The organism is Pseudoalteromonas sp. MMG012 (assembly GCF_018100875.1).
Lineage (GTDB): Bacteria > Pseudomonadota > Gammaproteobacteria > Enterobacterales > Alteromonadaceae > Pseudoalteromonas > Pseudoalteromonas aurantia.
The window spans coordinates 37058-58422 of record NZ_JAGJEF010000022.1 but is presented as its reverse complement, the minus strand read 5'-3'; the positions used below and the strand labels follow the sequence as shown (position 1 = coordinate 58422).

Genomic DNA, 21365 nt, shown 5'->3' with positions numbered 1-21365 from the left:
GATTAGTAAGCTAATTGGATGATAATTTTTGCATTTTCCACTGTGATTGATTAGGTGTCAAAATAAAGACTTTACTAAATTGATTTTCGTTAATTGTCACAATGTGACCACTTAATAGCTTTATGAGCGCCGGCGTTGTATTACTGTGACCAGCAATCGCTACCGTGCCTGTGAGTTTTCGTATATTGTCAGCGAAAGTACTCAGATCATGCGGCTCATAGTGGGTAACGGGTAGAGCAACTTTTTTAGCCAGCGGTAAAATCGTTTGCTGCGTGCGGTTATAATTGGTACTAAACAAATGTTTAGGCGCATAGGATTGCACCATCGTCGCTAATCGCTTTGCGCGTTCTTGACCTTTGGCTGTGAGGTGTGGGTCTTTCCCTTGCATTTTTTCTGCATGTCGAAATAAAATAATGTGGTCAGGCTGTGAAAAAGCGTGCCAAGTTGTTAATGTACACAGCAATCCGATGAGTATAATTTTCATGATATGAAACGTAAGCTTGTTGATTTTTAGAGACTTTACCAAAGAGAAAAGCGTGAAGCAAATAGGCAGGTTTCCCTGCCAAAGTGCGTAACTTTATCGTTAACGTCAGAAATTTAATAATGAATAAATAGCTTGCGTTTGATGCTGCGTGTTGAGTGTGTGAAGTAGTGCTTCACTTGGGTCGAACAAATCAGAGTCATTTAGAGTGACCTGCAATAGATCTTCAGCAATCGTGTTATTGCTAAGCAAGGGATGTTCAGGGTTATAAACAATGAATAGTGCACAGCAACTCGCTGCAAATAGTTGTGTATATTGTTTGGTTATCGCAAAGCGAGCGATACTTGTTGGTTCGTTTTGTTCACTATGTTGAAGGGTTTGTACGCAATCGCACCAGCTTAAAATTTGCTGTTTCAGGACTGCGAATTGCTGCGCTAAAGACGCGGTTACTGTATGTTCATGGAGTTGCTCGGTTATGGCGAGAAATGACGATAGAACCGGATCATTGCCCATGTTATTTATTGATAAATCATGACTATCAAGGTTTGCTACTGGTTTGGTGGTATCTAGGCTGAACCACAGCTCTAAGTCTTGATGAAGCTCAACTTGACCCAGCAATTTGGCTGCAATGGCATTAGTTTGTGACGATATCAACCCGAGATTCAGTTGACTACTGCCATCAAACAAAGAAACAACGGCATTGTCCCTTTGCATTTTTTGAAATATACCCGCTTGGTACTCTTCACGTAAATAATACCGAGCGCCTAAAATGACTTTTAGTTCGTCAATCGCTAACTCAGTGGTTTTAGGCACCCAATATTTACAACATGCAGAATAGACGCTTAAACTTTTACTGGCATAACTAATGGCTTTGCTACTGGCTAAAGACACCATTTCAGCAACAATTAGCTTCGCAAAACTGCGGCCAAGACCTTGCTTCACCGTTGGCATATCAAGTACGGTTTTTTGGTATAAAGCGCGGGACTTTGCAAAGTCATACGTTAGGCGTAAACAGGTATCAAAAGCCCCCAATGAAAAGCCCGCACATAATATACGTGAAATTTGCAATGCTTTAAGCACGCCATACATACCGGGTTCATTGGTTTCAATCAGTGCTGACTTGGGCACTTTTGTGTTATTGAAACGAACTCCACTGATATCTGCGCATCGGATCCCATGAGTGTTAATTTTCTCGATTGCTTCATAATCACTAAGCTGAGTTTTATCTAGTAGAAATACTGCAAGCGATTCACGTTGATTGCTATCGTATTTGCGAACCAGAATAGTCATAGTGTGGCCCTCAGTTGCATTGTTGATAAGCCACTTTTCGCCATTTAGCAGGTAACCATCGGTGCAGGGCGTCGCACTGACTTCACTGGCCAATAAGTTACTGCCATGGCGTTTTTCGGTGAGCGCCAAGCAGCCCAAATGGCCTTCGAGTATATGTTTAGCTAATTGCTTTTTTTGCGTCTGATTAGCACATAACCAAATAGGCAGTGCACCTAACATGGTTTGCCCAGTTGCAATGGCTGCGGTTAAATCTCGACGAGAGAGTGCTCTGCACATAAGCAGTAGCTCTGAAAATTCACCTAATTGCCCCCCCAACTCTTGTGGAACAAAGTAGCGAAAATACCCGATGTGGGTTAAATAACTGATATATTCTTCTGGAAACTGCTGTGTTTCATCCAGCGCGACAGACCGTGCAAAGTGAATGGTATTGCTCGCATCGGTTGGGTCGCCGAGGGGGTTTTCAAGTAACTGAACATGATGTAAAAAATTAGGAGTAAGATGCGTCATAATTAGGTTCTAATAATAAAATATCGTGTTGATGAAGTTGCCACGCCTGATATTGCCAGTGCGTGATTTGTGTATAGAGATTGTTGTTAATGATGATGCTATTTGGTTGCCATTTTACAACGGAAACAGCTTGACAAAATGTAAGGTAAGGGCCATTCCCAATGGCTTTGTAAAGCGCTTCTTTAATACACCATAACTGGGTTGCCGTGCGTTTTCCCAGTGTACTCAAACATACTTGTTCACCGGGAGTTAGCCAAGGAGCGGGTGTGTTATTAAACCTTGACTGGTGTTCGGTATCAATGCCGAATGTGCCAGTACACAGTGCCGCAATGGCCAACTCAGCGGTGTAACTGAGGCCTACTGGTAGACCAGAAACTGCACAAAAAGGGGCGCCTTTATTATTCTTAATTAATGATAATTGATGGGTCTTTAGATGAGAGTGAACGTGGTTTTTTAATAACCATTTGGCACTAAGACGCGCACCGAGCCAGCGCAGAGCCGGTTGTTTGAATGTAAAGTCATGATATGTGGCAAGCTCATCATCAGATAAATGTGACATGAGCTGTAGCTTCATAGCAGGGACCATTAACCGCAGCTTTAACTGCGGTAAATGGAGTGCATAGACCTCATGTGTGGGAGATGATTTAAGTTGCGTAAGCATATTAGATGATCACCATTGATAACCCGGCATGAGCTCATCTGCGTGGATGGTTTCCACCACATCTGCCATTTGTGTGAATCTTTCGACTAGAGACTGAAACAAAGGAGTATGGGTTTCTAACTCGAATTCAGCCAATGACGTGACGGATACAACTTCTACATAGTCATAATCTAGGTTATGTACTTTACTCACCACAAAACGTTTTACGGTTTGTAAATCATGACATGCGACGTAATCCGTGTCTGTGACCCACTGTTCAAACTGCGCTCTATGTGCGGTTGATTTCAATTTTATTTTATCGATAATAATCGGCATTTAATCTTCCTTATCTACAATTACCAGCCCTCTATGGGCATCAATAGTGACTATGTCTGCGGTGTTGATCAGGGTGCTGGCGTGGTGGGTATTTACCACACACGGAATCCCAAATTCGCGGGCGACAATTGAACTATGAGAGAGCATTGAGCCAATATCCGTAACAACCGCGCTAGCGAGTGCAAACAGTGGGGTCCACGAGGCATCGGTGAAGGGCGCAACCAGGATATCGCCTTTTTGAAAGTCAGCGGCTTGGGTTGCTAAATCGGTGATCACGCAGGCACGCGCTCTGCAAAAACCTTCTGAGGTCGTTAGCCCCTGTAACGACGTTAAGCTCGGATCAAAAACAAGATCAGGTTGACTGTTAGGTTGACCAATGAAAGTCAGCGGCGGCTCTGGTTGTGTTTGCCATTGCTGGTACTGCGTGCGGTGCTTATTAAGTCGCGCTTTATCGACGAGGAGTTCGGCTGTGCAGCGCTTGTCTAAGTATTTAATGATGTTTTCAAAGTCGAGATACGCGACGTCGTCAAGATGGGTTAACAGTCCTTTTTGCATTAAACGTCTAGCGACTTCATACACTACGCGACGAATTAACCAAATTGAGGTGGTCATACTCATGCGTGTTTCTTCGCGTAATTTAGCACATCCACAATATAGTGAAATAACTCGGTTAATTGTAAAACGCTGTGTCCAGCTCAGCTCAGTTCATTCAGTAGATCACGACTGATTTTTTGCTGTTTTTGTGTTTGTTCAGCCAAGGCACCATCGACTTCATAGCCTTGTTTTAGATAGAGCTTTATCATTTGTAGCACGTAGGTTCTATCGTCTAACCAACGTGGGTTTGTGAGTTCCATTTCTTCACGGCCACGTACACCATTATCGCGCATAAAATTGGCCAAAGGGCCTTGCGAAAACCTCAGTCCGAGTGAGGTCGTGGTGAGAAACTCTTCAATTTCAGAAATCGTTTTGTTCGTAAATACATCTTTAACCTGAGGCCATGCATTTAGTATTTTACACAATTGCCAAAGCTCTTGTGCACTGGCGATGGTTCGCAAGTTTGACATGTCACCTTTAATTTTATTTTGTAGGTGCTTACTTTTATCACCTAACCATTTAGCACTGAGCTCTTCCAATAACCCATAGCAGGCAAACGCATTGATATAATAGGGTAAATAACCTTCGTGCATAGTTTTAAAATACGTTAAGCAATGTGTAAATTCATCGTTGAGTGCTTCGTGAGACAACGCGGTAATATCTTGAACTTGGACTCGATCAAACTCTTCATAACGTGATGCTATCATTGATTTGGCACGACGCTTTGCTTGAAAAAATTCTTTAATGTTTTGCTTGATCCAATACTTTAAACACTGTTTAGGTGTCATATCGGGATGGCTGTGAGCGGTACCATAGGGGTTTTCATATCCAGTTAGGTCGATGGCTTCACTACTAAAACGTGCTAAAAATGGGGTTTGGTCTGCTCCGACAGGAGTTTGAGATAGCTGCCACGCTGTATACGATACGTTTAAATAAACGTGACCTTTGTAATAAGCGATAGTTTCATTGGCTTCACCGAGATCCAGTAAACCAAGTTTTTTACCGCAATCAATGTGTACACGGGTTTGATAGTACTGGGCAAATGACAGTCCCAATGGTGTCATACGACCGGTAAATATTTCACCAATGTCCATACGAGACCAGAGAATGTCTTTTTGTACGTGCATTGATTTATTACCTAAATAAAAAGGCTCTGGTTTCACTTTTTGACTGGTAATAGGTCGACTTTGTAGTAGCCAGACTTTGCCGTCACTGATTGTCCACTCGACATCTTGCGGACGGCCAAAATAAGACTCGACTTGACGGAGCACACTATACAGAGCTTGTTGATCAATATGGTTGAGTACTGGCTCATTTTGTAAAGTTGGTGGAACTGAAAGCTTTTTTATATCGCCATTAAGATAAACGACTTGATGTTGCTTTGGCTGGGTTGCATGGGCAATTAACTCGCCATGCGTTTTATCAATATGATAACTATCACTGCTCACTTGGCCTGAAACTAGCCCCTCACATAAACCGTAACAGCCTTCAATAATAAATGCACTTTGTTCGAGTGTGGTTGGGTGTTGGCCAAATGCCACTCCGGATACATCACCAAATTGCATTTGCTGGACAACTACAGCAATTTTTGGTAGCTCAGTTGCTTGGCCCAAGGTTTGTCGATATTGAAATGCGGCGTCACTCAATGCCGAAGCCCAACAAGCTTTAACTGCTTGTAATATATTGTCGGTGCCTTCTACTGCAAGTTTAGTCAGGTGTTGGCCTGCAAATGAGTGGCTTTCGCTGTCTTCATCCGTTGCAGAAGAACGCACTGCAACAGGACCAATTAATAGGGATGCGGCATTACTGACTTGCTCAGCGATGTGCTCTGGTATACTGGCGGTCAAAATAGCCTCAGCCAGTGCGCGCCATTGTGTCGCGCCCTGGTTCAGATCAAAATGTACGAGTAGCTGAGTTTGCTCAAGAAATTCTTCAAATAATGCGACACTGATGCAGTAGCCATTGGGGACTGGTAAGCCAGCATTGTGCATCGCAATTAGTGACGCACCTTTACCACCGACCTGTTCGGCACGCGCACTGCGCCGAGTATCAAAATGAATAATGCCCTCACAGAGCGGTTGTTTAATGGCAAGAGAATGAATTGTCATGTGTATGTCCTTACGCAAGAAATAACTTATTTTTGTGCCAAAAATGCAAAGTAGCTTTCACCGGGCATTAAGCGTTTACTGTTGACTTGAGAAAAGCCCGTGCGAGTGAGCGAGCGTTTAAGTTGTTCAACATCAGGCAATGCCCCGCCAATATCACTTAAGCTGAACCAGAGATTTAACGCCGTGATGGCGCTACTGCCCCCTTGGCAACTGGTGGTCATGAGTAGCTGTCCACCCGGTTTGAGAAGCGAGTGGGCTTTGGCTAGCACCGTTTGTCGCTGGCTCTCAGTGAAGTAATAAATATTGTTATGTAACGTGATCAGGTCATATTGTGATTCGCCTTGTAAGTCAAAGAATGATTGATGGCGTAATTGATACCGTGCTTAATTAAGGTTTGACTAGCGTGGGCAACAACATCAGCTTGATAATCAATTGCGGTAATATCGCAACTGTTAAGACGTTTACTGAGGTACACTAAATACTTGCCAGCACCACACCCGACTTCTAAAATAGCCTTCGGTTGAGGTTGCTTTTTTAGTCCCCACTCGATGGCTTCTTCCACGAAAGGTTCTAAAATTTGGGATGATTGGGCAATCACTTTACCGTCTTGGTCTGAGAGTTGGTAAGCGTTGTTTTGTTTCATTCGAGTTGGGGCACTCAGTAGCGCGTCATAATGATAACGAATGGCTTCTTCGAACATGGCCGCAGCAATTTGATTTTCTTGTTTAGCTAAGTGACGACTTAGTTTACCTTTTAAACGATATCGGCCTGCGCTAAACCCAAGCTCACCTAAACGTACACCACATTCTAACCAAGCCTCAAGCGCATCTCGTTTATTGTCTTCAATGGTGAGTTGCTGCTGTAACTGGTCTAAGCTTTGTTCAGCTTGACTCAAACTGTTGAGTAAACCACTGGAGTTTGCTGCGGTGACAAAGCTGGTTCGATATACGGTATCTACTTGCTTTCCAAGACGCAGAAACGCAAAGATATTTTTATCAAAGATGAGCTTTCTTAAAGTGCTTAGTTGCATCACTTATCCTTAAAAATAGTAACGGATCCCAAACTGCAAAAGATCTGAAAACTGTTCAAATTCACTGTTTCTTTGCCCTTTCTGTGGGGTATAGGCCAGCGCGAGTCGTATTTGTAAGTTGTCACTTGCAGAATGGGTAATTACGGCTGAAATGTTAACGTGATTGTCAATTAGGTTTTGGATTGCCAATAATTCATAGCGAGTTAAATCGCTCCATTCATCAGTGAAAGAAACCGCCATGTAACGCTTAGCAATTCCGAGGTTGGAAATGTTGCTTTGTGCGTAACGTTGTTGCCAAAGCAGATAATCAGAAGCAGTGTCGGCCGCCAGCGTTTGTTGAGTCCATTCGATGGTCAACATGCCATTGGCACCGAGTTTCCTACTTAACCCTAGCAGCGTGCGTTGCTGGGATGATTGCTCAAAAAGTTGTTTACTGGTTTGTGATAAATCTCCGTATAAGTACTCGGCATATGCATCAACGTTGAGCCAGTTGATGAAATGCTGTGTACTCAAAGAGGCGTATTGCTGTGACTCTCGGTTTGCCAGAGTCAGCAGCCAAACACCCTGCTGTAAGCTTCCCTTTAGCGTTTGTAGCAGATTGACGTGGCCATTATTATTTACAGTGATAACGCTCTGGGTTTGTACTGTATTGGGGAAGAAATAGTCGTATTTAATGGCATCTACGCCTGACTTGTATAGCCTATCTAAATCGAAGACGTTAAATGCCCCAAGCGGGTCAATTGGTGAAAAAATCCGACCCAGACCAATCGTGATCGGCTGTCGACCAAGCGTGAGGCTGCTACGAGAAAAGCGGCGTTGCCAGTAACTCCAATCAAGCTGTCCGAGCCATTGATGATGGCTGTGTTCATCTTGCCATGTCGCATCGAGTTTACGGTCAACAACTGGTGACGGTGTGAACATGGATAATGCCGATTGATTATCCACGTAATCGAAATCAATTTGTGCATGATTTACCCACTCGCCTTGCAAAAGGTAGGACTGCGATTCTAATCGAACGAATTGATTGGAGCCAAGTGCAGCGCGGTCATGGCCATCAATGGCAACGATATTAGCTTCATACACGCCAGACCAACTTGGTGCTGGCGTGCTTTGTGATTCTAATAGCAGCTCAAAGTCATCTTCGAACGCGGTGCTGGTAACCTGCATTAATATGCAGGTACTGATGAGTGCTTTTTTTATCACGATGGGATTGCCGCCGGCGAATGTGTCGATGAGATATGTTGCAATTGTTCGTCACGGATGACTTTGCCATCTTGTAGATGAATAACGCGGTGTGCACGTTCGATAACACGGGGATCATGAGAGCTGAATATAAACGTGATCCCTTGCTTTTGGTTCAAGGACACCATGAGATCCAGTAAGCTTTCGGTGGCGCGAGAGTCTAGGTTTGCTGTAGGTTCATCTGCAATGACCAACAAAGGCTTAGCTGCAATAGCGCGTGCAACGGCAACGCGCTGTTGTTGACCGCCACTGAGTTGGGCTGGGAAGCGGTCTTTAAATTCACCTAACCCAACGGCTTCAAGCGTTTCTATGGCGCGTTGTTTTCTTTGCTTTTTATCGATACCAGAGAATTCCATTATCATTTCAGTATTCTCCAAAGCAGTTAGGACCGGCATTAAGTTATATGCCTGAAATACAAAGCCAATTTTTTCTCGGCGGATGTCTGCCAACTTATTATTACTGAATTTAGCAACCTCTTTGTTATCAAATTGATAGGTTCCATTTGTAGGCTGATCTAACATACCAATAATATTGAGCAGGGTGGATTTTCCTGAACCTGAAGGTCCTGCGATAACTGTGAATTCGCCTTGTTTAACCGTCAAATCTATGTCTTTGAGACAGTGGAAAGATTGGTGCTTGTCGGCAAAAACTTTATTAATTTTATTAAGAGTGATCATGATTATTCCTTTAGGCATCTTGGGTTGCAGCAAGCGGTGAACGCTGACCTGCACGGATCGCAGGGATTAAAGTAACAACAAGAGTAAGTAGAAAAACAAATAGAACGCTAAGTGATAGTTTGCTTGCGTCTAATATTGAGTAAAATTTGTCAGGTAATAATACCCCACCAGCTTCCATTGCAGTGTCAAAAACCTCTTTAAAGTCTAGACCTTGCGTTGCAAAGTGGTGATGTCCCCACAAACCTAAAGCAAGACCAAGCGTGAGAGAAAAAGCACTGAGATAAACCGCTTCTAGTAGCACAATTTTTGATACGGTACTGGGCCTTGAACCAAGTGCTATCATCATTGTGAATTCTTTTTTCCGTTTAAAAGTCGACATCAACACCGTATTCAAGATACCAACCGCGACTACGACATAGACGATAAGCATGAGTAGGTACATACCAGCAGCATCGAGCGTGACAGCCGAATAGAGTTCGGGAGCGGCAGTTTGCCATGGTGATATGTTCACATGGTTGAATGACGTTTGAAGTTGCGTGGTGGTGTGGGCTAAGCTTTCGGGTGTTTCAAGACTGTATAGACTAATTTGACTGACTTGATCTGGTACCCCTAACAAAGTTTGCAAAGTGTGTAGCGGGACCTCAGCCCAGAATGTATCGAGCTCGTGTAAGCCGGTTTTGAAAATACCGGCTACCACAAATGCTGCGCGGGATAAATCGGCGCCACTGGCTGGTTTAGCTGTGATTGTGACTGTATCTCCAACGCGTACTTCCAAGTTATTAGCCAGAATTTCGCCTATGACAATGCCATCAAGGTGGTGGAATGTTTTACTTTGGGGGAACTCAGCGAGCGTTTTCCCTTTAGTGATGGCTCTTTGGTCGGCAATGGCTGACATTTTGACTTCTTTGGCAGGCTCTACACCAGAAATGGTTAATGCAACACCATGGCGGCCGGCTTGAATGAGTGCATCGACGCGTAATCGTGAAACGGCAGTCAACTCTGGTTTATTTTGCCGTATTTGTTGAATTAACTGCTTTGGTTGAACGATTAAATGCTGTAATGATGGGTCATCACTAAAGGATTTATGCTGCACGATGATATGCCCTAAGCCCATACGTACGCCAATATCAATCATGGCCTTATGGCCTCCATCAGAGAGGCCCATAAATAAAACCATCATGCTAAAAGCAAAAACAATGATTACCGACGTTAAGCATGAACGGCGTTTATTTCTAAGTAAGTTTCGTAATGCGAGCTTATGTATCATGAGCTTCTCATTCCTTGTGCTGGTATTAATTTTGCGGCAGACAAAGCAGGGTATAGCGCGGCGAGCAATGCGATGATGAACATGACAAATACAGGAGTGAATAAGTTATCTAATGTTAATTTTGCTTTAAGTGCGGTGGTCATACCCACACCCGCCAAGCTAAATTCACCAAATTGGCTAATATCCCAACCATACTGTTGTAAATAGCTACCCAGCGTCACCCCCATGATAAGCCCAGCAATTGATGCGATAAGCGTAAGTAGTAAGGTTTCTATTGTCACCACCCATACAACATTGCTGCCTTTTAGACCAAGCGCTTTGAGCAGACACAGTTCTTTTTTACGTTCCATCACACTGACCAGCATTGCATTCATTACTCCGACGCCAGCGATTAAGAAAATGATAAACACCAACGTGCCCATGAGCGCTTGATTTGACTGGATCAAGGCCAGTATATCTGGGCGTAACTGGGACCAAGTTTGTACGGTTAATGGTTGCTTATGCTCTGCAATAACCGGATTGAGCGCATTCTGTGTACGTGCCACTGTGGCTAAGTCATATGTTTTGATGGCAATTTCATGACTTTGTTCGGGCAGTTGCAACAGTTTTTGCAGGTCATTTAAATGAAATATAATCCGAGTTCGATCTATAAGATCAGTACCCTGACGACTGGTACCAGCTACTTCTAGCTGTAACGATTGTTGGGCTCCCATTGATGTTTCATACAATAACGTAACAACATCCCCTATATTGGCTTGTAAATTTCTTGCCAATTTCACACCTAAAATAACCTTTGGTGGCACATCCGGTAACGGTGCAAGCGTGTCAATCAGTTGGTTGGTGTGTTGTTGAGTTGATGAGGTATTCGAAGATAAGCCATCTAATTCAGCAAATGCGGCAGCGACAGCTTGTGCAGTTAATTGTTCATCTAAGCGTAGTTGTGCATCGGTCAATGGACGACTTAATGGCCAAGGAGTCGGTTTGCTTAAAAATTCACCGCTGACCATTTGTTGTGCCAATGTTGTGACTAAACGCTCGTGCTGAGGTTCAACACCGAACAAACTAACACCCACAGATTTATCATTTTTACTGAGATAGCCAAAACTATATAATCTCGCCGCGACGGCAGAAATATCTTTACGGGCGCGCAAGACGTTGAGCAGCTCGGTATCGTGAGAAATGGTTTGCTGTAATTGGCGTTTTGCTAAATAGTCCTGCTGGTGGATTTGTAGATGTCCGACCTGTCCTGCGGTAGTCCCACTGACTAAATCATGACTTAATCCATCCATGATGGCTAAGGTGGTGATACAAAAGCCAATACCTAAAGTGATCCCCAATGCGGTCACTGTACTACGTTTGCGGTTCCGTAGTAGATTTCGCCAAGCGAGTTTTATAAATAGTCTCATGTTTTGCCCTTATAAAAATGCTTGTTCTGAAAACTTACTTGCAGCGAGGTCAGTGTTAAATTTAATTTTTTGATAGTGCATACGGGTGAACTCTTGAGGTTTATCACTGACTCGCATTTCCATCACGGTGGGTACCAACATGCCATCCATATTTTTTACTTCTGAATAGGTCAATGTGCGTTCTGGATGCTTGTCCTCTTTTCGTCGGTAATAGGTTACTTGCTCAGGAAAAACACGGTCATTGTCGATATATAGTCGGTACAGCACCTTTGCCCACACAACGGGCGCCGATGGCTGCGGAGTGAGTTCAATTAGGTGGTAGTTACGAGCGTCTTTTTGCCATGCTTCTTTTGCTTCATAGCTGTAGTGCCTTGCTAAATCAGTTTCGCGCATCAGATCGTCATTACTAAAATGGCTGCCCATCCAGCTCGATGCCAACATTGAACTACTCATAATTGTCGTGCGTTTATTTCGAGGTTCAAAAAATGAAATACGGTCGTCGATTTTAAGCGTCATATTGCCTCGCCATAATGCTGGCCCGAGCATGCGAACCATCACTTTTTGGGTATCGTTTCTATCGTCAGTAAGCACCAATAACGTAAAATCACGCTGGTATTCGGCCTTATTAATATTCATTTTCAGAACAGATGCAGAGGTTTGAGCGCGTAAAATACGTTCAGCATTGTCTATCCAAAGACCTAACGGTAAATCTGTTTGTGCTTTACTGCCAAAAGAGGCAAAGCACATCAAGAAAAAAATGAGTTGTTTCATAATGATCCTTTTAGTGTTGTTTTAATATGCGCGACAATGATGTGCGATATCTAAATTGAGACGTAAATCCGGGATTAGCTTCACTGGTGCCCACTCTGGCAATAAACAAAGGGAAGTATTGCGGACCTAAATTGTGATGCAGTGCTGCTTTCGCATCTGGGTGTTGCAGAAGTACACTCAGTGGGTGGACTGCTAACCCTTGCGCGGTCGCTTGTAACCACATTTCAATCATTTTTTGTCCGGCACAGAGCCAATCATAAGTTGACTGTTGCGCATTGTGGTATAGGCAAATAATTTGTGTACTGTGTACTGTGTACTGTGTACTGTGTACTGTGTACTGTGTACTGTGTACTGTGTACTGTGTACTGTGTACTGTGTGCTGTTAGCTCCCCCAGTGTTTTTGCCATATGCTCAGCAAGTCCAAACTTTGCTAATAGCGTCATTGTGATAGGGTTGAGCAATACTTGATGAAAGCGCCGCTTAAATAATGACATTGGTCCCATCAATTGTTGAATATTGAAGCCTCGGTCGCTATTCGGTGTCTTTGAGAAGTCGATAAATCGATATGTCTCTTTCCATGCATTGGCATGTTTGAAATCTTGACTGGCAAATTGACTAACAAGCTCAGCTGTTTGTTGGTGTTTGCGAGTATCTAAGCTTAACCACCTAATGTTCGGGTTATGCCAAAGCTCGGTCGTTAATATGTGCTTCTGAGGCATTAATTTTGCACAACCACGTAGTGCGCCTCTGTGGGTATGTCGTTGTTCTAATAATGACTTTATGTGGTGAAATTTGGCTAAATCAGGCTGTGTCGGGTGATAGCTCAAATGGACTTCTAAGAGATAGCTGTGTTCACAGGCTGAAATATGAACGCCTTGCACTATTGGGCTCGATATCACACACTTAGCCCCCAATGACTCTAGCAAATTGATTAACACCGTACTAAAGCCTGCCAAACTCATCCACATTTCGTTCTGTAACGCAGGAAGTGCATTAATCATGTTTTCACGGTTAAAGCCAATTTGAAGGCAGCCATCAAATGGTACACTTTGCGCGTACCATTGAACCTGCCAAGGCTGACAATTATGTGAAGAGGGCACGAGTTTTGCCAATTCCACACATTGTGCAACAAGATCAGCTAGCGGCTTGCAAGGTGTCATTTTGCGGTTTCTCCTGATCGAGTTCAAAGCCATGAATAGCCGCTAAAGCTTGCACTTGTTCTACCTGCGAGCAGGTCAGGGAGCCCATGCTGAAATGGCTAAATATACCGGCTAAACCAAGCAGCATTGTTTCGCCGCAACAAGCATATACTTGGCCTGATGGCAGTAACATGCCAGGCAAAGTGAAATGAGGATTATTAGGTAAATTAACGACTCCGCCGCGGATCAATTTAACATTGGGGCGGGTCAATATAATGTCTTCAGGTACATCTTTGGGTACTGCGACATCACTTATTAATACTGGCTTATGTTGGGCAATATAGGCGGGGGTGAAAACTGCCGCTGGACTACTGGTATTATTGACAATGACATCGGCCGTTTGACACGTTTCAAATTGCTCACTAACAGTGATCAGCTGACGCGCGAGCAGCATACGTTGTAATGCTTTGATCAAGCTGCTCGGTGTCTCATTGCCTAAACGAGGTGATAACCAGTCTCGACATGCTTTTAGTAATCTCCCTCCTTCTTGCTGCGTATCTACAGCTAAGTAGAGGTTTTCGCAAATAATATTGAGGGTTTTGTTAATGTTATTTGCACTGCCTGAGCGTGTTATTAGTAACAGAGATTGGCAATATTTCGCTAGAATAGCACTGTGTACTTGACCAATATTGCCTGCAGCGCCACATATTGCGATTGACGCATGTTCTAAATCAATACCATGACGTACTGCACTACTTAAAACAGTATTGATACTGGCGGCGACGGTAAGGGCATTGCCTGATGTTGCAGCAGGTGTATTGAACGTAAAGTCGCAGCAGTTGTTGGTAACAATTGAGGTATAGCCACCAAACCCAACCAGTTTACATCCTTCTTCACGCGCTAATCTGTAGGCTTCATGGACTTGGCTACGAATGACTTTAGCTTGATTGAAGCGCCTATCGGCTTCAATACTTTCAGCATCCATCTGAATACCGAATAATACCAGTTCAATTTGCTTTCCGGTATTCGAGGTGACGCGTCTTCTCGCTAATATACTGGGAATGGTGACGGGTAGAATATGTTGATTGAGCTCTTCTTGCTCATATTCATCGAATACCTCCCAACCGGGGTCAATTTCGTTAAGGCTATTGAGAGCAATTAGGTGACTAATAAAAGCGACTTTATCAATTCCTGCGCTGATGGGTTCATTACGCTGTGGATGATTCATGATTTTATTGCAAGGAGTAACGGCTACGTCGCTGTGAATTAAATGGGCCAACAAAGGGGCAATTTGATGGCTGCGAATTAAGTCAAAAGCGGTTCGAAATGCGCTAACCACGTTAGGGATTTGGGTAAGACAGAAGTAACCTGAAGGCTGCATTCTCAGTACTTTACGTTTACCTAAAGATGGTAATACGCGAATGTGGTGTTTATGTAGTAAATAACCCGCAAAGGTCATGGAGAGCACATTTTCACTGTCTAAATTAGCGATAGTGGCGCTGGGGTGATTAGCTTGTGACGCCAGCTCTATTCCCAACATACACCCACTGCCCCGAACATGTGCGATCATATCGGGATATTTCTTCGCAAGCGCTGAAAATGCACTTAAAAATGCGTCACCAATACGTTCCGCTTTGTGTTCAATATCATCTCGGTCAATCAGTGCTAATGTTTTTATTGCGACGGCGCTACTCAGGTCATCATCAGAAAATGTGGTACTGTGTAGCATACTGAACTCTTTATGATAACGACTCTTTTCGATGGCTATCGCTGATATTTTGCACAATCCACCCCCTAAAGACTTCGCCAAGGTTATGTAGTCATTTGGCGTGTTTAACCTCGAGCTTTCCAAAAATGAACCAGTGCGGCCCAACCCACATTGAATCTCATCGGCAATAATGGTGGTTTCTGGGTAGTGAGTTTGAATATTTTGCAATAATGAGATATGTGCTGAGGATAGTGGTACGACACCACCTTCTCCTTGGATGGGCTCATAAATTAACGCGGCCAGTTGATTTATTGGTTTTTTCACGAGACGCACAGGTGAGAATTCAATATACCAATAGTGGCTTTGCCATGTATTTAACTTTTCAATAAACGTGTTGGTATCGTCAATAAAAGTGGTATCAGTATTGTTTGATATAAAAGGCAAGCGCGCATCGCGATTATACGTTGTTGCTAGGCTCCCTCGGGTTTTCCCGTGAAACGCGCCCTTAAAGGCCGCCACTTTACTTGGCAAATTAAATGCAATTTGGTTTCTATATTCAATAGCAGATTTAAGCTCATCCAGCGTTTCAATAGACTCCTGCTCAAGTAACTGTTCGCATTCAGTGAAAAAGTCGCGATTGAGTAGTGTATGATTACTTGATACTCGAACGAGTAGCGTTCGCCAGTTTTCTGCACAGTCTTTTTGTGCGTTACTGAGCCGTTGAAAATATTCATATTGTGCATGCTTCAAGGCCGCCTCTACAGCCTCTGTTCCTGTATTTAATAATATAATTTGATATTGCTTTTGTGTTTCGCTGTAGAGTTTATCAGCCAAAACAGCACGCAACTGACGAGCCATTGGGCGCTGTGCACCTTGCACCCACATCGGCCGTTCAGCACTAAGCAATTGTTGCATTGTTTGTACTAATTCAGGGTGATTGTGGCCTAATAATGTACTGCCAAAGCCTCCTACTAAATCTAATACTTGATGTTGTTGGTCATCTTTTTTCCACGTGAGCATATCTCCTTTAGCTTGTGTAAACTCTACTAATAACCCAGCACTATCTAGCAGGTCTTCTCGGCTTAATACTTCTTGTCCTAATCGAATTTGCATATGTTGTTTTCCTAAATCCACTGAGCTTTTAAGCGCTTGATGAGCGTGCTGCTGATATTGTTTTTGAGCACATTAGTGGTCCCAGAAAAAATGGCGCTGGGCATGGCATCTCGAAGCATTCGCTCAATATCACCACTTAAAACTCCCTTAGCCCCATGTAGCTGGACGGCAGTTTGGCCGTTACTAATCGCGGACTGAGACACGGTTATTTTTGCCAAACTACTGGCGACACCAGACACATCGCCTTTATCTAGGGACCAGGCGGCCTTGTATAAAAGCAGCCGACTAGACTCGTAGTTTAGGTACATGTCGCATAATTGGTGTTGTACTGACTGATAGCTGGATAGGGGAGCATCAAATTGGTTTCGCTCACTGATGTAACGTGCTGTTTTTTGTAGTTGCCTTTTCATTTGCCCAAGATAAAGTGCAAACAAACACACTCGTTCCCATTCCATAGAGACCTGGAAAATAGGCGCGCCAGCGCCTAAACGCCCAATAAGAGCCGACTCTGGTAATAGGCAGTTGTCGAAATATATATCGCCCATCGCGGTTGTGCGTAAGCCTGATTTATTATGAGGTGTTTTTGAGATTGATACGCCACATTCATGGGAGTCTAAAATAAAAGTAGAATAATCAAAGTAATTATCTCTATCTTCAGTACGAAGGTGTACCACCACAAAGTCGGCCGCAGGTGCATTTGTGATGTATTCTTTGTGCCCATTTAAAACAAACCCTTGGGTAGATCTCTCGGCACGTGTTGTCATGGCGTAAATATCAGAGCCCGCTTGAGGTTCTGTAATTGCGTGGGTGCCAAGCCATGCTTCACTGGTGATTTTTGGTAACCACTGTGCTTGTTGCTGGTCGGACGCAAATGCGCGAATAGGATGGACACAGGCACATAAATGGGCGGAAAGCGCAAAAACTAATCCAGAGTCTTCACAATGCTCAGCTAATGATTCAATGCCAGCTGTCAGCTCAAGGGCATTGAGGTTGTCGCCTTTCATACTGATTGGTAGCAGCCAGTTGCCAATGCCTTGGTTGATCAATTGACGAAATAAAGGCTTGGAAAATGTACCGGCCAAATCGCGTTGCGTTAAATCGTCAAGATTTAACGTTTGAGCAATCATTTTTGCTTGGTCTGCGACACGCTGTTGTTTTTCGGTAAAGTTAAAGTTCATCGTTGGTTCCTTGATACTTTGCGAATATTAAGCAAAGTCGCTCATAATTACGTGATAGTTGACACCACCTGTGCCAAACCCGTTGACCGTTGCATGGCGCATTCCTTTGGGCGTCGAATAAGCTTGGTTTGAGTTCAGAGGGTCATAGCCAAGCTGAGAAAGTTGTAAGTCGCTGTGTAGATCACCTCGAATTAAATTTCTTGGTATTTGATTATGTTCAAAGCTCAGTAGCACTTTAATAATGCTTGCTAATCCGGCTACTGCGAATGTATGCCCAAATTGTGTTTTGAGCGCACCTAGCTTCAATTGGTTGTGTGTACGGGCGCCATAGATAGATGAAATGGCGTTGATTTCGACTGAATCCCCAACAGGCGTGCCTGTCCCATGTGTTTCTACGAATTCAATATGCGATGGTTTTATGAATGTTTGTGCAAAAGCATGGCGCATTGCCTGAATCTGGCCTTCAGTATTAGGCGCTATCATTGATTTACTGAGCGTACTGGAGCCAATCGCATTAAGTTCAGCTTTTATTGGCCAATCGTATTTCTGAGCCAGCGTGTTGGTGGTTAGCATGACCATTGCACAACCGTCACCGGGTGTGAAGCCATCAGCAGTTTGGCAAAAAGTTGCTATAACGTCACGTGAAAGCATTTGTTGGTTAGAGCATACACTGAGGTCATGTAAATTGACGGGCAGCTCGAGTGCGGCGACAATTGCAACGTCAATTCTGCCACTGGCGATGGCATTTTTGGCACAATCCAATGCGGCAATAGATCCAGCACAAGCGGCTTCAATCGCAAGGTGCTGGCAATCTTCTAATGCAAAGTGCGCGGCTACTTGTTTACTTAAGTTACTGGCTTGAAAGTCTTCACTTAATGCATCTTCATTAAATTGTGTTTGCCATTCACTGAGAGACGTAAGTGCTGAACTGTTTGGATTGTTGCCATTGAGTATCTCGTAGCATTGCGTACATAGTGCCTTTAATTTCGACGCCAGTAGTTTGCGACGTTCACTATATGGGCCTAAATTAGTCGCCGTGATAACCATGGACCGACTATGTTTTGGTATATCTAAAGATGGCCATTGCTTGAGCGTTTGGGCGAGCACGCCTTTAGGGGAAGGTTGCCCAAGTTGATCTAGGTGTGTCGTATTAAGCTTCGCTGCCGCATTGCAATAGTAGCTGTCATGTTGCGCCCCATTTTCATGATATAAGGAGCCTGACGCATATGTATCATGGATTAAAGATGATATACCGCCCGTTTTATCCGTGAGGCCTTGCCAATATTCAGTAACGCCAGAGCGGTTAGCCATCCAAATCTGATGGTCGCATAGCACAACCGCATGTGCCTCATTTACTGCGATTGGGCAAAAAGTACGACTGATAGTAAAGCTCGGTGCGGAGTGCCCCTCGTTTGTGTCGAAAAATAAAGCTCTGGTATGATTGTTTGGCTTTTTTAACCAATTATTAAGTACTAAAGCACTGCCGACGATACCGGTATCGGGCAATATATTTGCACGAAGGTCTAAATTAATATTATGTGTGTGAAGCGCGGGTTTTAGTTGTTCAGTCAGTGGCGCATTTGTGGTTGTGCACAGTACCACGCTCTGTGATGATTCAGTCTTTGCATGCTCAACAATGCGGTTTTTTTCACACATTAAGGCGTTGACTAGATATCCTCTCGCGTTGTCTATTGGTTTATTACAACGCTTCAAAAGCAGCACACTCGCACCAAGGCGCTGCGTATTGGAGTGGTTGGGTATGTCGTTAGCAATTGCAATTAGAACAGAGTCAGTTTGTTCAGTTCGTAAGCTATCGAACGCCAATGCCATAGCTTGTGCAAAGCTATTATTGGCCGCTTCTATGGCAAACGAACGGCCATTTAATCCGCAGCTCTGTGCTATACGGGTTGCCATTGTCGTTGCCATCTCACCGACTTTATCATGGCTGCTGTTTAGCTCAGTGGGTAGCAAATCAGCCAACTGTGATGCTGACTTATTACAGCTTAAATGCATTAGCTCCCTGAGCATCGCATTTGCAGTGAGCCGATAGTGATTCGCTAATTGTCTATCAGTGCCAGCGTGGGTGCATAGAATAACGTCTGTTCTATCGTTATTGATGTGCGCTTTATGGGTATCAATTAACGTACTACTGAGTTGTAATAGGGGTAGCTGCATACGATTGATTGCTGTGCGATAAATTGGCGGAATAGCAAATTTAGCGTATTGCTTTTTATCATTTAGCAAGGCCAAAGAACCATCTTTTGGTGAGCCAATAAGGTGCGCGCAATCAATCAGTGCAATTGCGGTGTTGTTGTTTAATGTCATGAGCACTCCACCTTCGCCAGTTGTGGGTAATCAATCTTTCCATTGGCGTTTTTAGGTAACTTACTGAGTGCTTTAAAGCGATGTGGGATCATGTACACAGGTAAATGTTCTGCACAGTATGCTTTTAGTTCAATGGTGCTGGGCTTATTTGCCATATTTGTTGGTGAGTACGTCGCAATGATTTTTGCTGACTCTATACAGTATCGCGTTGCGACTTCTGTGATTCTTTCATGCAGGCTCAATCGCGCTTCGATTTCGCCTAGTTCAATACGAAAGCCGGCAACTTTAATCATACGATCACGGCGGCCGAGAAAGTAATATTTACCAGCTGCAAATTGCACAATATCACCTGTTTTATGAAGGTGCTGCTGATGGTTTTTACTTTGTTGGCCTTCATTACAATAACCAGGGGTAACGCACGAACCCCTGACGACTAATTCGCCGATTGCACCTTCTAATTGCGGTATTTCTACGTTATCTTCACCGACTAACTGGACTTGGCTATCACCAAAGGGTGTACCAATGGGTATTGCCCCGTCGCTGATAATATCTTCATCTGTGATGGAGTATGCAAGGCAGACGTTTGTTTCAGTTGGCCCATAAAAGTTGAAAAACTGGCAGTGTTGAATGTTGTCATTTAACGTCCGTAAACAGGATTTTGGCATGACCTCACCAGCAAAAATAATATGGGTGAGTGATAGCACTTGAGCTTGTTGCCAAAGTGCAATTCTATTCATTAAATTCAGCAGGGAAGGGACGGTATACATCACGTTGATTTTTTGCTCTTTTAAGATATTTGCCAAAAGCAAAGGCTGCTTTACGACGTCTTCTGATGTGACGTATAAACTGCCGCCAACAGACAAGCTCATAAAGAGATCAAAGGTACTTAAATCAAAATTGAAACTGGCGATATTTAAAAAACGATGTGTACTTGATAACGATAACGATAACGATAACGATAATGATTGTTGACACCAGTTGATAAAATGTAACAAATTCTTGATTGATAATTTCACACCTTTCGGTCGGCCTGTTGAGCCAGATGTAAATAAAATTGCTGCTAGGTCATTGCTATCAAAGCTTACCTTTGGTTTCTTGTATGAAGTGTGAATATGCTTAAACCAATTAAAAGAGATTATGTTAGGTGCTGAGGCGCCTGTTTTGCTTATTTCAATGATGCGAATATTTGGATATTCACTTTGTAGGGCTATCGCTTGGGTTAGGTGTGTAGAGTCTACAATAAGCGTATCCACTTCTGCGTCGGCCAAAATGAGTGAGACTCGTGCCGTAGGCTGCTTTGCGTCAATTGGCACATAAGCAGATCGAGCTGTTAAAGAGGCTAAAATTGCCAATACATAGTGATTGTTCTTCTCAAGCCAAATAGCCGTTCGTTTGGTTGGTTGAAGCACAGTTGCCAAGGCGCCAACATAATTTGCGGCTTGTTGGTAACTACACATTGGTTCAGCCAATAAAAACGGCTGCTCTGGTTGGGATTGAGCCCAATGAAATAGCGCGGTATGCAGCGCATTTGACAACGTGTTATTCATCACGAC

Annotated in this window: 19 protein-coding genes; all 19 read right to left on the bottom strand. The window is 43.6% G+C overall.

Annotation, left to right across the window (positions count from 1 at the left end; translation table 11 throughout):
• Positions 1-10: 10 nt before the first annotated feature.
• A complete protein-coding gene (locus tag J8L97_RS09920) occupies positions 11-484 on the bottom strand; it encodes a histidine phosphatase family protein (protein WP_210997638.1) in 474 nt (157 codons plus the stop codon).
• Positions 485-589: 105 nt separating this feature from the next.
• Positions 590-2278 (bottom strand): acyl-CoA dehydrogenase family protein, encoded by a 1689-nt coding sequence (locus tag J8L97_RS09915; RefSeq protein WP_211049199.1) that lies wholly within the window; start codon positions 2276-2278, stop codon positions 590-592.
• On the bottom strand, positions 2259-2939 hold the full coding sequence (locus tag J8L97_RS09910) for a 4'-phosphopantetheinyl transferase superfamily protein (protein WP_211049196.1): 681 nt from the start codon (positions 2937-2939) through the stop codon (positions 2259-2261). The genes J8L97_RS09915 and J8L97_RS09910 overlap by 20 nt, the downstream gene beginning before the upstream one ends.
• 9 nt (positions 2940-2948) lie before the next feature.
• Positions 2949-3254 carry a RedY protein gene (locus tag J8L97_RS09905; RefSeq protein ID WP_210997641.1) on the bottom strand — a complete coding sequence of 102 codons (306 nt, stop codon included), beginning with the start codon at positions 3252-3254 and terminating at the stop codon, positions 2949-2951.
• Entirely contained in the window at positions 3255-3872 is a 618-nt protein-coding gene (locus J8L97_RS23495; RefSeq protein ID WP_247688626.1) for a PEP-utilizing enzyme, read from the bottom strand.
• A 77-nt stretch (positions 3873-3949) separates the two neighbouring features.
• Positions 3950-5956 carry a PEP/pyruvate-binding domain-containing protein gene (locus tag J8L97_RS09900; RefSeq protein WP_247688625.1) on the bottom strand — a complete coding sequence of 669 codons (2007 nt, stop codon included), beginning with the start codon at positions 5954-5956 and terminating at the stop codon, positions 3950-3952.
• Between the two features lie 26 nt (positions 5957-5982).
• The gene (locus J8L97_RS23490) at positions 5983-6177 is read right to left on the bottom strand and encodes a hypothetical protein (protein ID WP_247688624.1); all 195 of its coding nucleotides are present in this window, start codon (positions 6175-6177) and stop codon (positions 5983-5985) included.
• Positions 6178-6275: 98 nt separating this feature from the next.
• On the bottom strand, positions 6276-6986 hold the full coding sequence (locus J8L97_RS09895) for a trans-aconitate 2-methyltransferase (protein WP_247688623.1): 711 nt from the start codon (positions 6984-6986) through the stop codon (positions 6276-6278).
• A 9-nt stretch (positions 6987-6995) separates the two neighbouring features.
• The gene (locus J8L97_RS09890) at positions 6996-8189 is read right to left on the bottom strand and encodes a hypothetical protein (RefSeq protein WP_211049193.1); all 1194 of its coding nucleotides are present in this window, start codon (positions 8187-8189) and stop codon (positions 6996-6998) included.
• Complete coding sequence (locus J8L97_RS09885; protein ID WP_211049190.1) at positions 8186-8905, bottom strand: ABC transporter ATP-binding protein; 720 nt, start codon at positions 8903-8905, stop codon at positions 8186-8188. The genes J8L97_RS09890 and J8L97_RS09885 overlap by 4 nt, the downstream gene beginning before the upstream one ends.
• Positions 8906-8915: 10 nt before the next feature.
• Positions 8916-10172, bottom strand: a complete 1257-nt coding sequence (locus J8L97_RS09880; protein WP_211049187.1) for an ABC transporter permease — start codon at positions 10170-10172, stop codon at positions 8916-8918.
• A complete protein-coding gene (locus J8L97_RS09875) occupies positions 10169-11578 on the bottom strand; it encodes an ABC transporter permease (protein WP_211049184.1) in 1410 nt (469 codons plus the stop codon). The genes J8L97_RS09880 and J8L97_RS09875 overlap by 4 nt, the downstream gene beginning before the upstream one ends.
• A 9-nt stretch (positions 11579-11587) precedes the next feature.
• Entirely contained in the window at positions 11588-12349 is a 762-nt protein-coding gene (locus tag J8L97_RS09870) for an outer membrane lipoprotein-sorting protein (protein WP_192509902.1), read from the bottom strand.
• A gap of 10 nt (positions 12350-12359) precedes the next feature.
• A complete protein-coding gene (locus J8L97_RS09865) occupies positions 12360-12581 on the bottom strand; it encodes a hypothetical protein (RefSeq protein WP_211049181.1) in 222 nt (73 codons plus the stop codon).
• A 22-nt stretch (positions 12582-12603) separates the two neighbouring features.
• Positions 12604-13509: a nitroreductase gene (locus tag J8L97_RS09860; RefSeq protein WP_211049178.1), complete on the bottom strand. Its 906-nt coding sequence runs from the start codon at positions 13507-13509 to the stop codon at positions 12604-12606.
• Positions 13484-16309 carry an aminotransferase class III-fold pyridoxal phosphate-dependent enzyme gene (locus tag J8L97_RS09855; protein WP_211049175.1) on the bottom strand — a complete coding sequence of 942 codons (2826 nt, stop codon included), beginning with the start codon at positions 16307-16309 and terminating at the stop codon, positions 13484-13486. Before J8L97_RS09855 ends, J8L97_RS09860 begins: the two co-directional genes overlap by 26 nt.
• Positions 16310-16320: 11 nt before the next feature.
• Complete coding sequence (locus J8L97_RS09850) at positions 16321-17487, bottom strand: acyl-CoA dehydrogenase family protein (RefSeq protein WP_211049173.1); 1167 nt, start codon at positions 17485-17487, stop codon at positions 16321-16323.
• Between the two features lie 27 nt (positions 17488-17514).
• Positions 17515-19812, bottom strand: coding sequence for a polyketide synthase (locus tag J8L97_RS09845; protein ID WP_211049171.1), 2298 nt, complete (start codon positions 19810-19812; stop codon positions 17515-17517).
• Positions 19809-21359 carry an AMP-binding protein gene (locus tag J8L97_RS09840; protein WP_211049169.1) on the bottom strand — a complete coding sequence of 517 codons (1551 nt, stop codon included), beginning with the start codon at positions 21357-21359 and terminating at the stop codon, positions 19809-19811. The genes J8L97_RS09845 and J8L97_RS09840 overlap by 4 nt, the downstream gene beginning before the upstream one ends.
• Between the last annotated feature and the right edge of the window lie 6 nt (positions 21360-21365).

Coding starts and splice junctions, on each gene's coding strand:
- J8L97_RS09920 (WP_210997638.1), bottom strand. CDS start 484: ATGAAAATTATACTCATCGGATTGCTGTGTACATTAACAACTTGGCAC.
- J8L97_RS09915 (WP_211049199.1), bottom strand. CDS start 2,278: ATGACGCATCTTACTCCTAATTTTTTACATCATGTTCAGTTACTTGAA.
- J8L97_RS09910 (WP_211049196.1), bottom strand. CDS start 2,939: ATGCTTACGCAACTTAAATCATCTCCCACACATGAGGTCTATGCACTC.
- J8L97_RS09905 (WP_210997641.1), bottom strand. CDS start 3,254: ATGCCGATTATTATCGATAAAATAAAATTGAAATCAACCGCACATAGA.
- J8L97_RS23495 (WP_247688626.1), bottom strand. CDS start 3,872: ATGAGTATGACCACCTCAATTTGGTTAATTCGTCGCGTAGTGTATGAA.
- J8L97_RS09900 (WP_247688625.1), bottom strand. CDS start 5,956: ATGACAATTCATTCTCTTGCCATTAAACAACCGCTCTGTGAGGGCATT.
- J8L97_RS23490 (WP_247688624.1), bottom strand. CDS start 6,177: ATGACCACCAGTTGCCAAGGGGGCAGTAGCGCCATCACGGCGTTAAAT.
- J8L97_RS09895 (WP_247688623.1), bottom strand. CDS start 6,986: ATGCAACTAAGCACTTTAAGAAAGCTCATCTTTGATAAAAATATCTTT.
- J8L97_RS09885 (WP_211049190.1), bottom strand. CDS start 8,905: ATGATCACTCTTAATAAAATTAATAAAGTTTTTGCCGACAAGCACCAA.
- J8L97_RS09880 (WP_211049187.1), bottom strand. CDS start 10,172: ATGATACATAAGCTCGCATTACGAAACTTACTTAGAAATAAACGCCGT.
- J8L97_RS09875 (WP_211049184.1), bottom strand. CDS start 11,578: ATGAGACTATTTATAAAACTCGCTTGGCGAAATCTACTACGGAACCGC.
- J8L97_RS09870 (WP_192509902.1), bottom strand. CDS start 12,349: ATGAAACAACTCATTTTTTTCTTGATGTGCTTTGCCTCTTTTGGCAGT.
- J8L97_RS09865 (WP_211049181.1), bottom strand. CDS start 12,581: ATGATTGAAATGTGGTTACAAGCGACCGCGCAAGGGTTAGCAGTCCAC.
- J8L97_RS09860 (WP_211049178.1), bottom strand. CDS start 13,509: ATGACACCTTGCAAGCCGCTAGCTGATCTTGTTGCACAATGTGTGGAA.
- J8L97_RS09855 (WP_211049175.1), bottom strand. CDS start 16,309: ATGCAAATTCGATTAGGACAAGAAGTATTAAGCCGAGAAGACCTGCTA.
- J8L97_RS09850 (WP_211049173.1), bottom strand. CDS start 17,487: ATGAACTTTAACTTTACCGAAAAACAACAGCGTGTCGCAGACCAAGCA.
- J8L97_RS09845 (WP_211049171.1), bottom strand. CDS start 19,812: ATGACATTAAACAACAACACCGCAATTGCACTGATTGATTGCGCGCAC.
- J8L97_RS09840 (WP_211049169.1), bottom strand. CDS start 21,359: ATGAATAACACGTTGTCAAATGCGCTGCATACCGCGCTATTTCATTGG.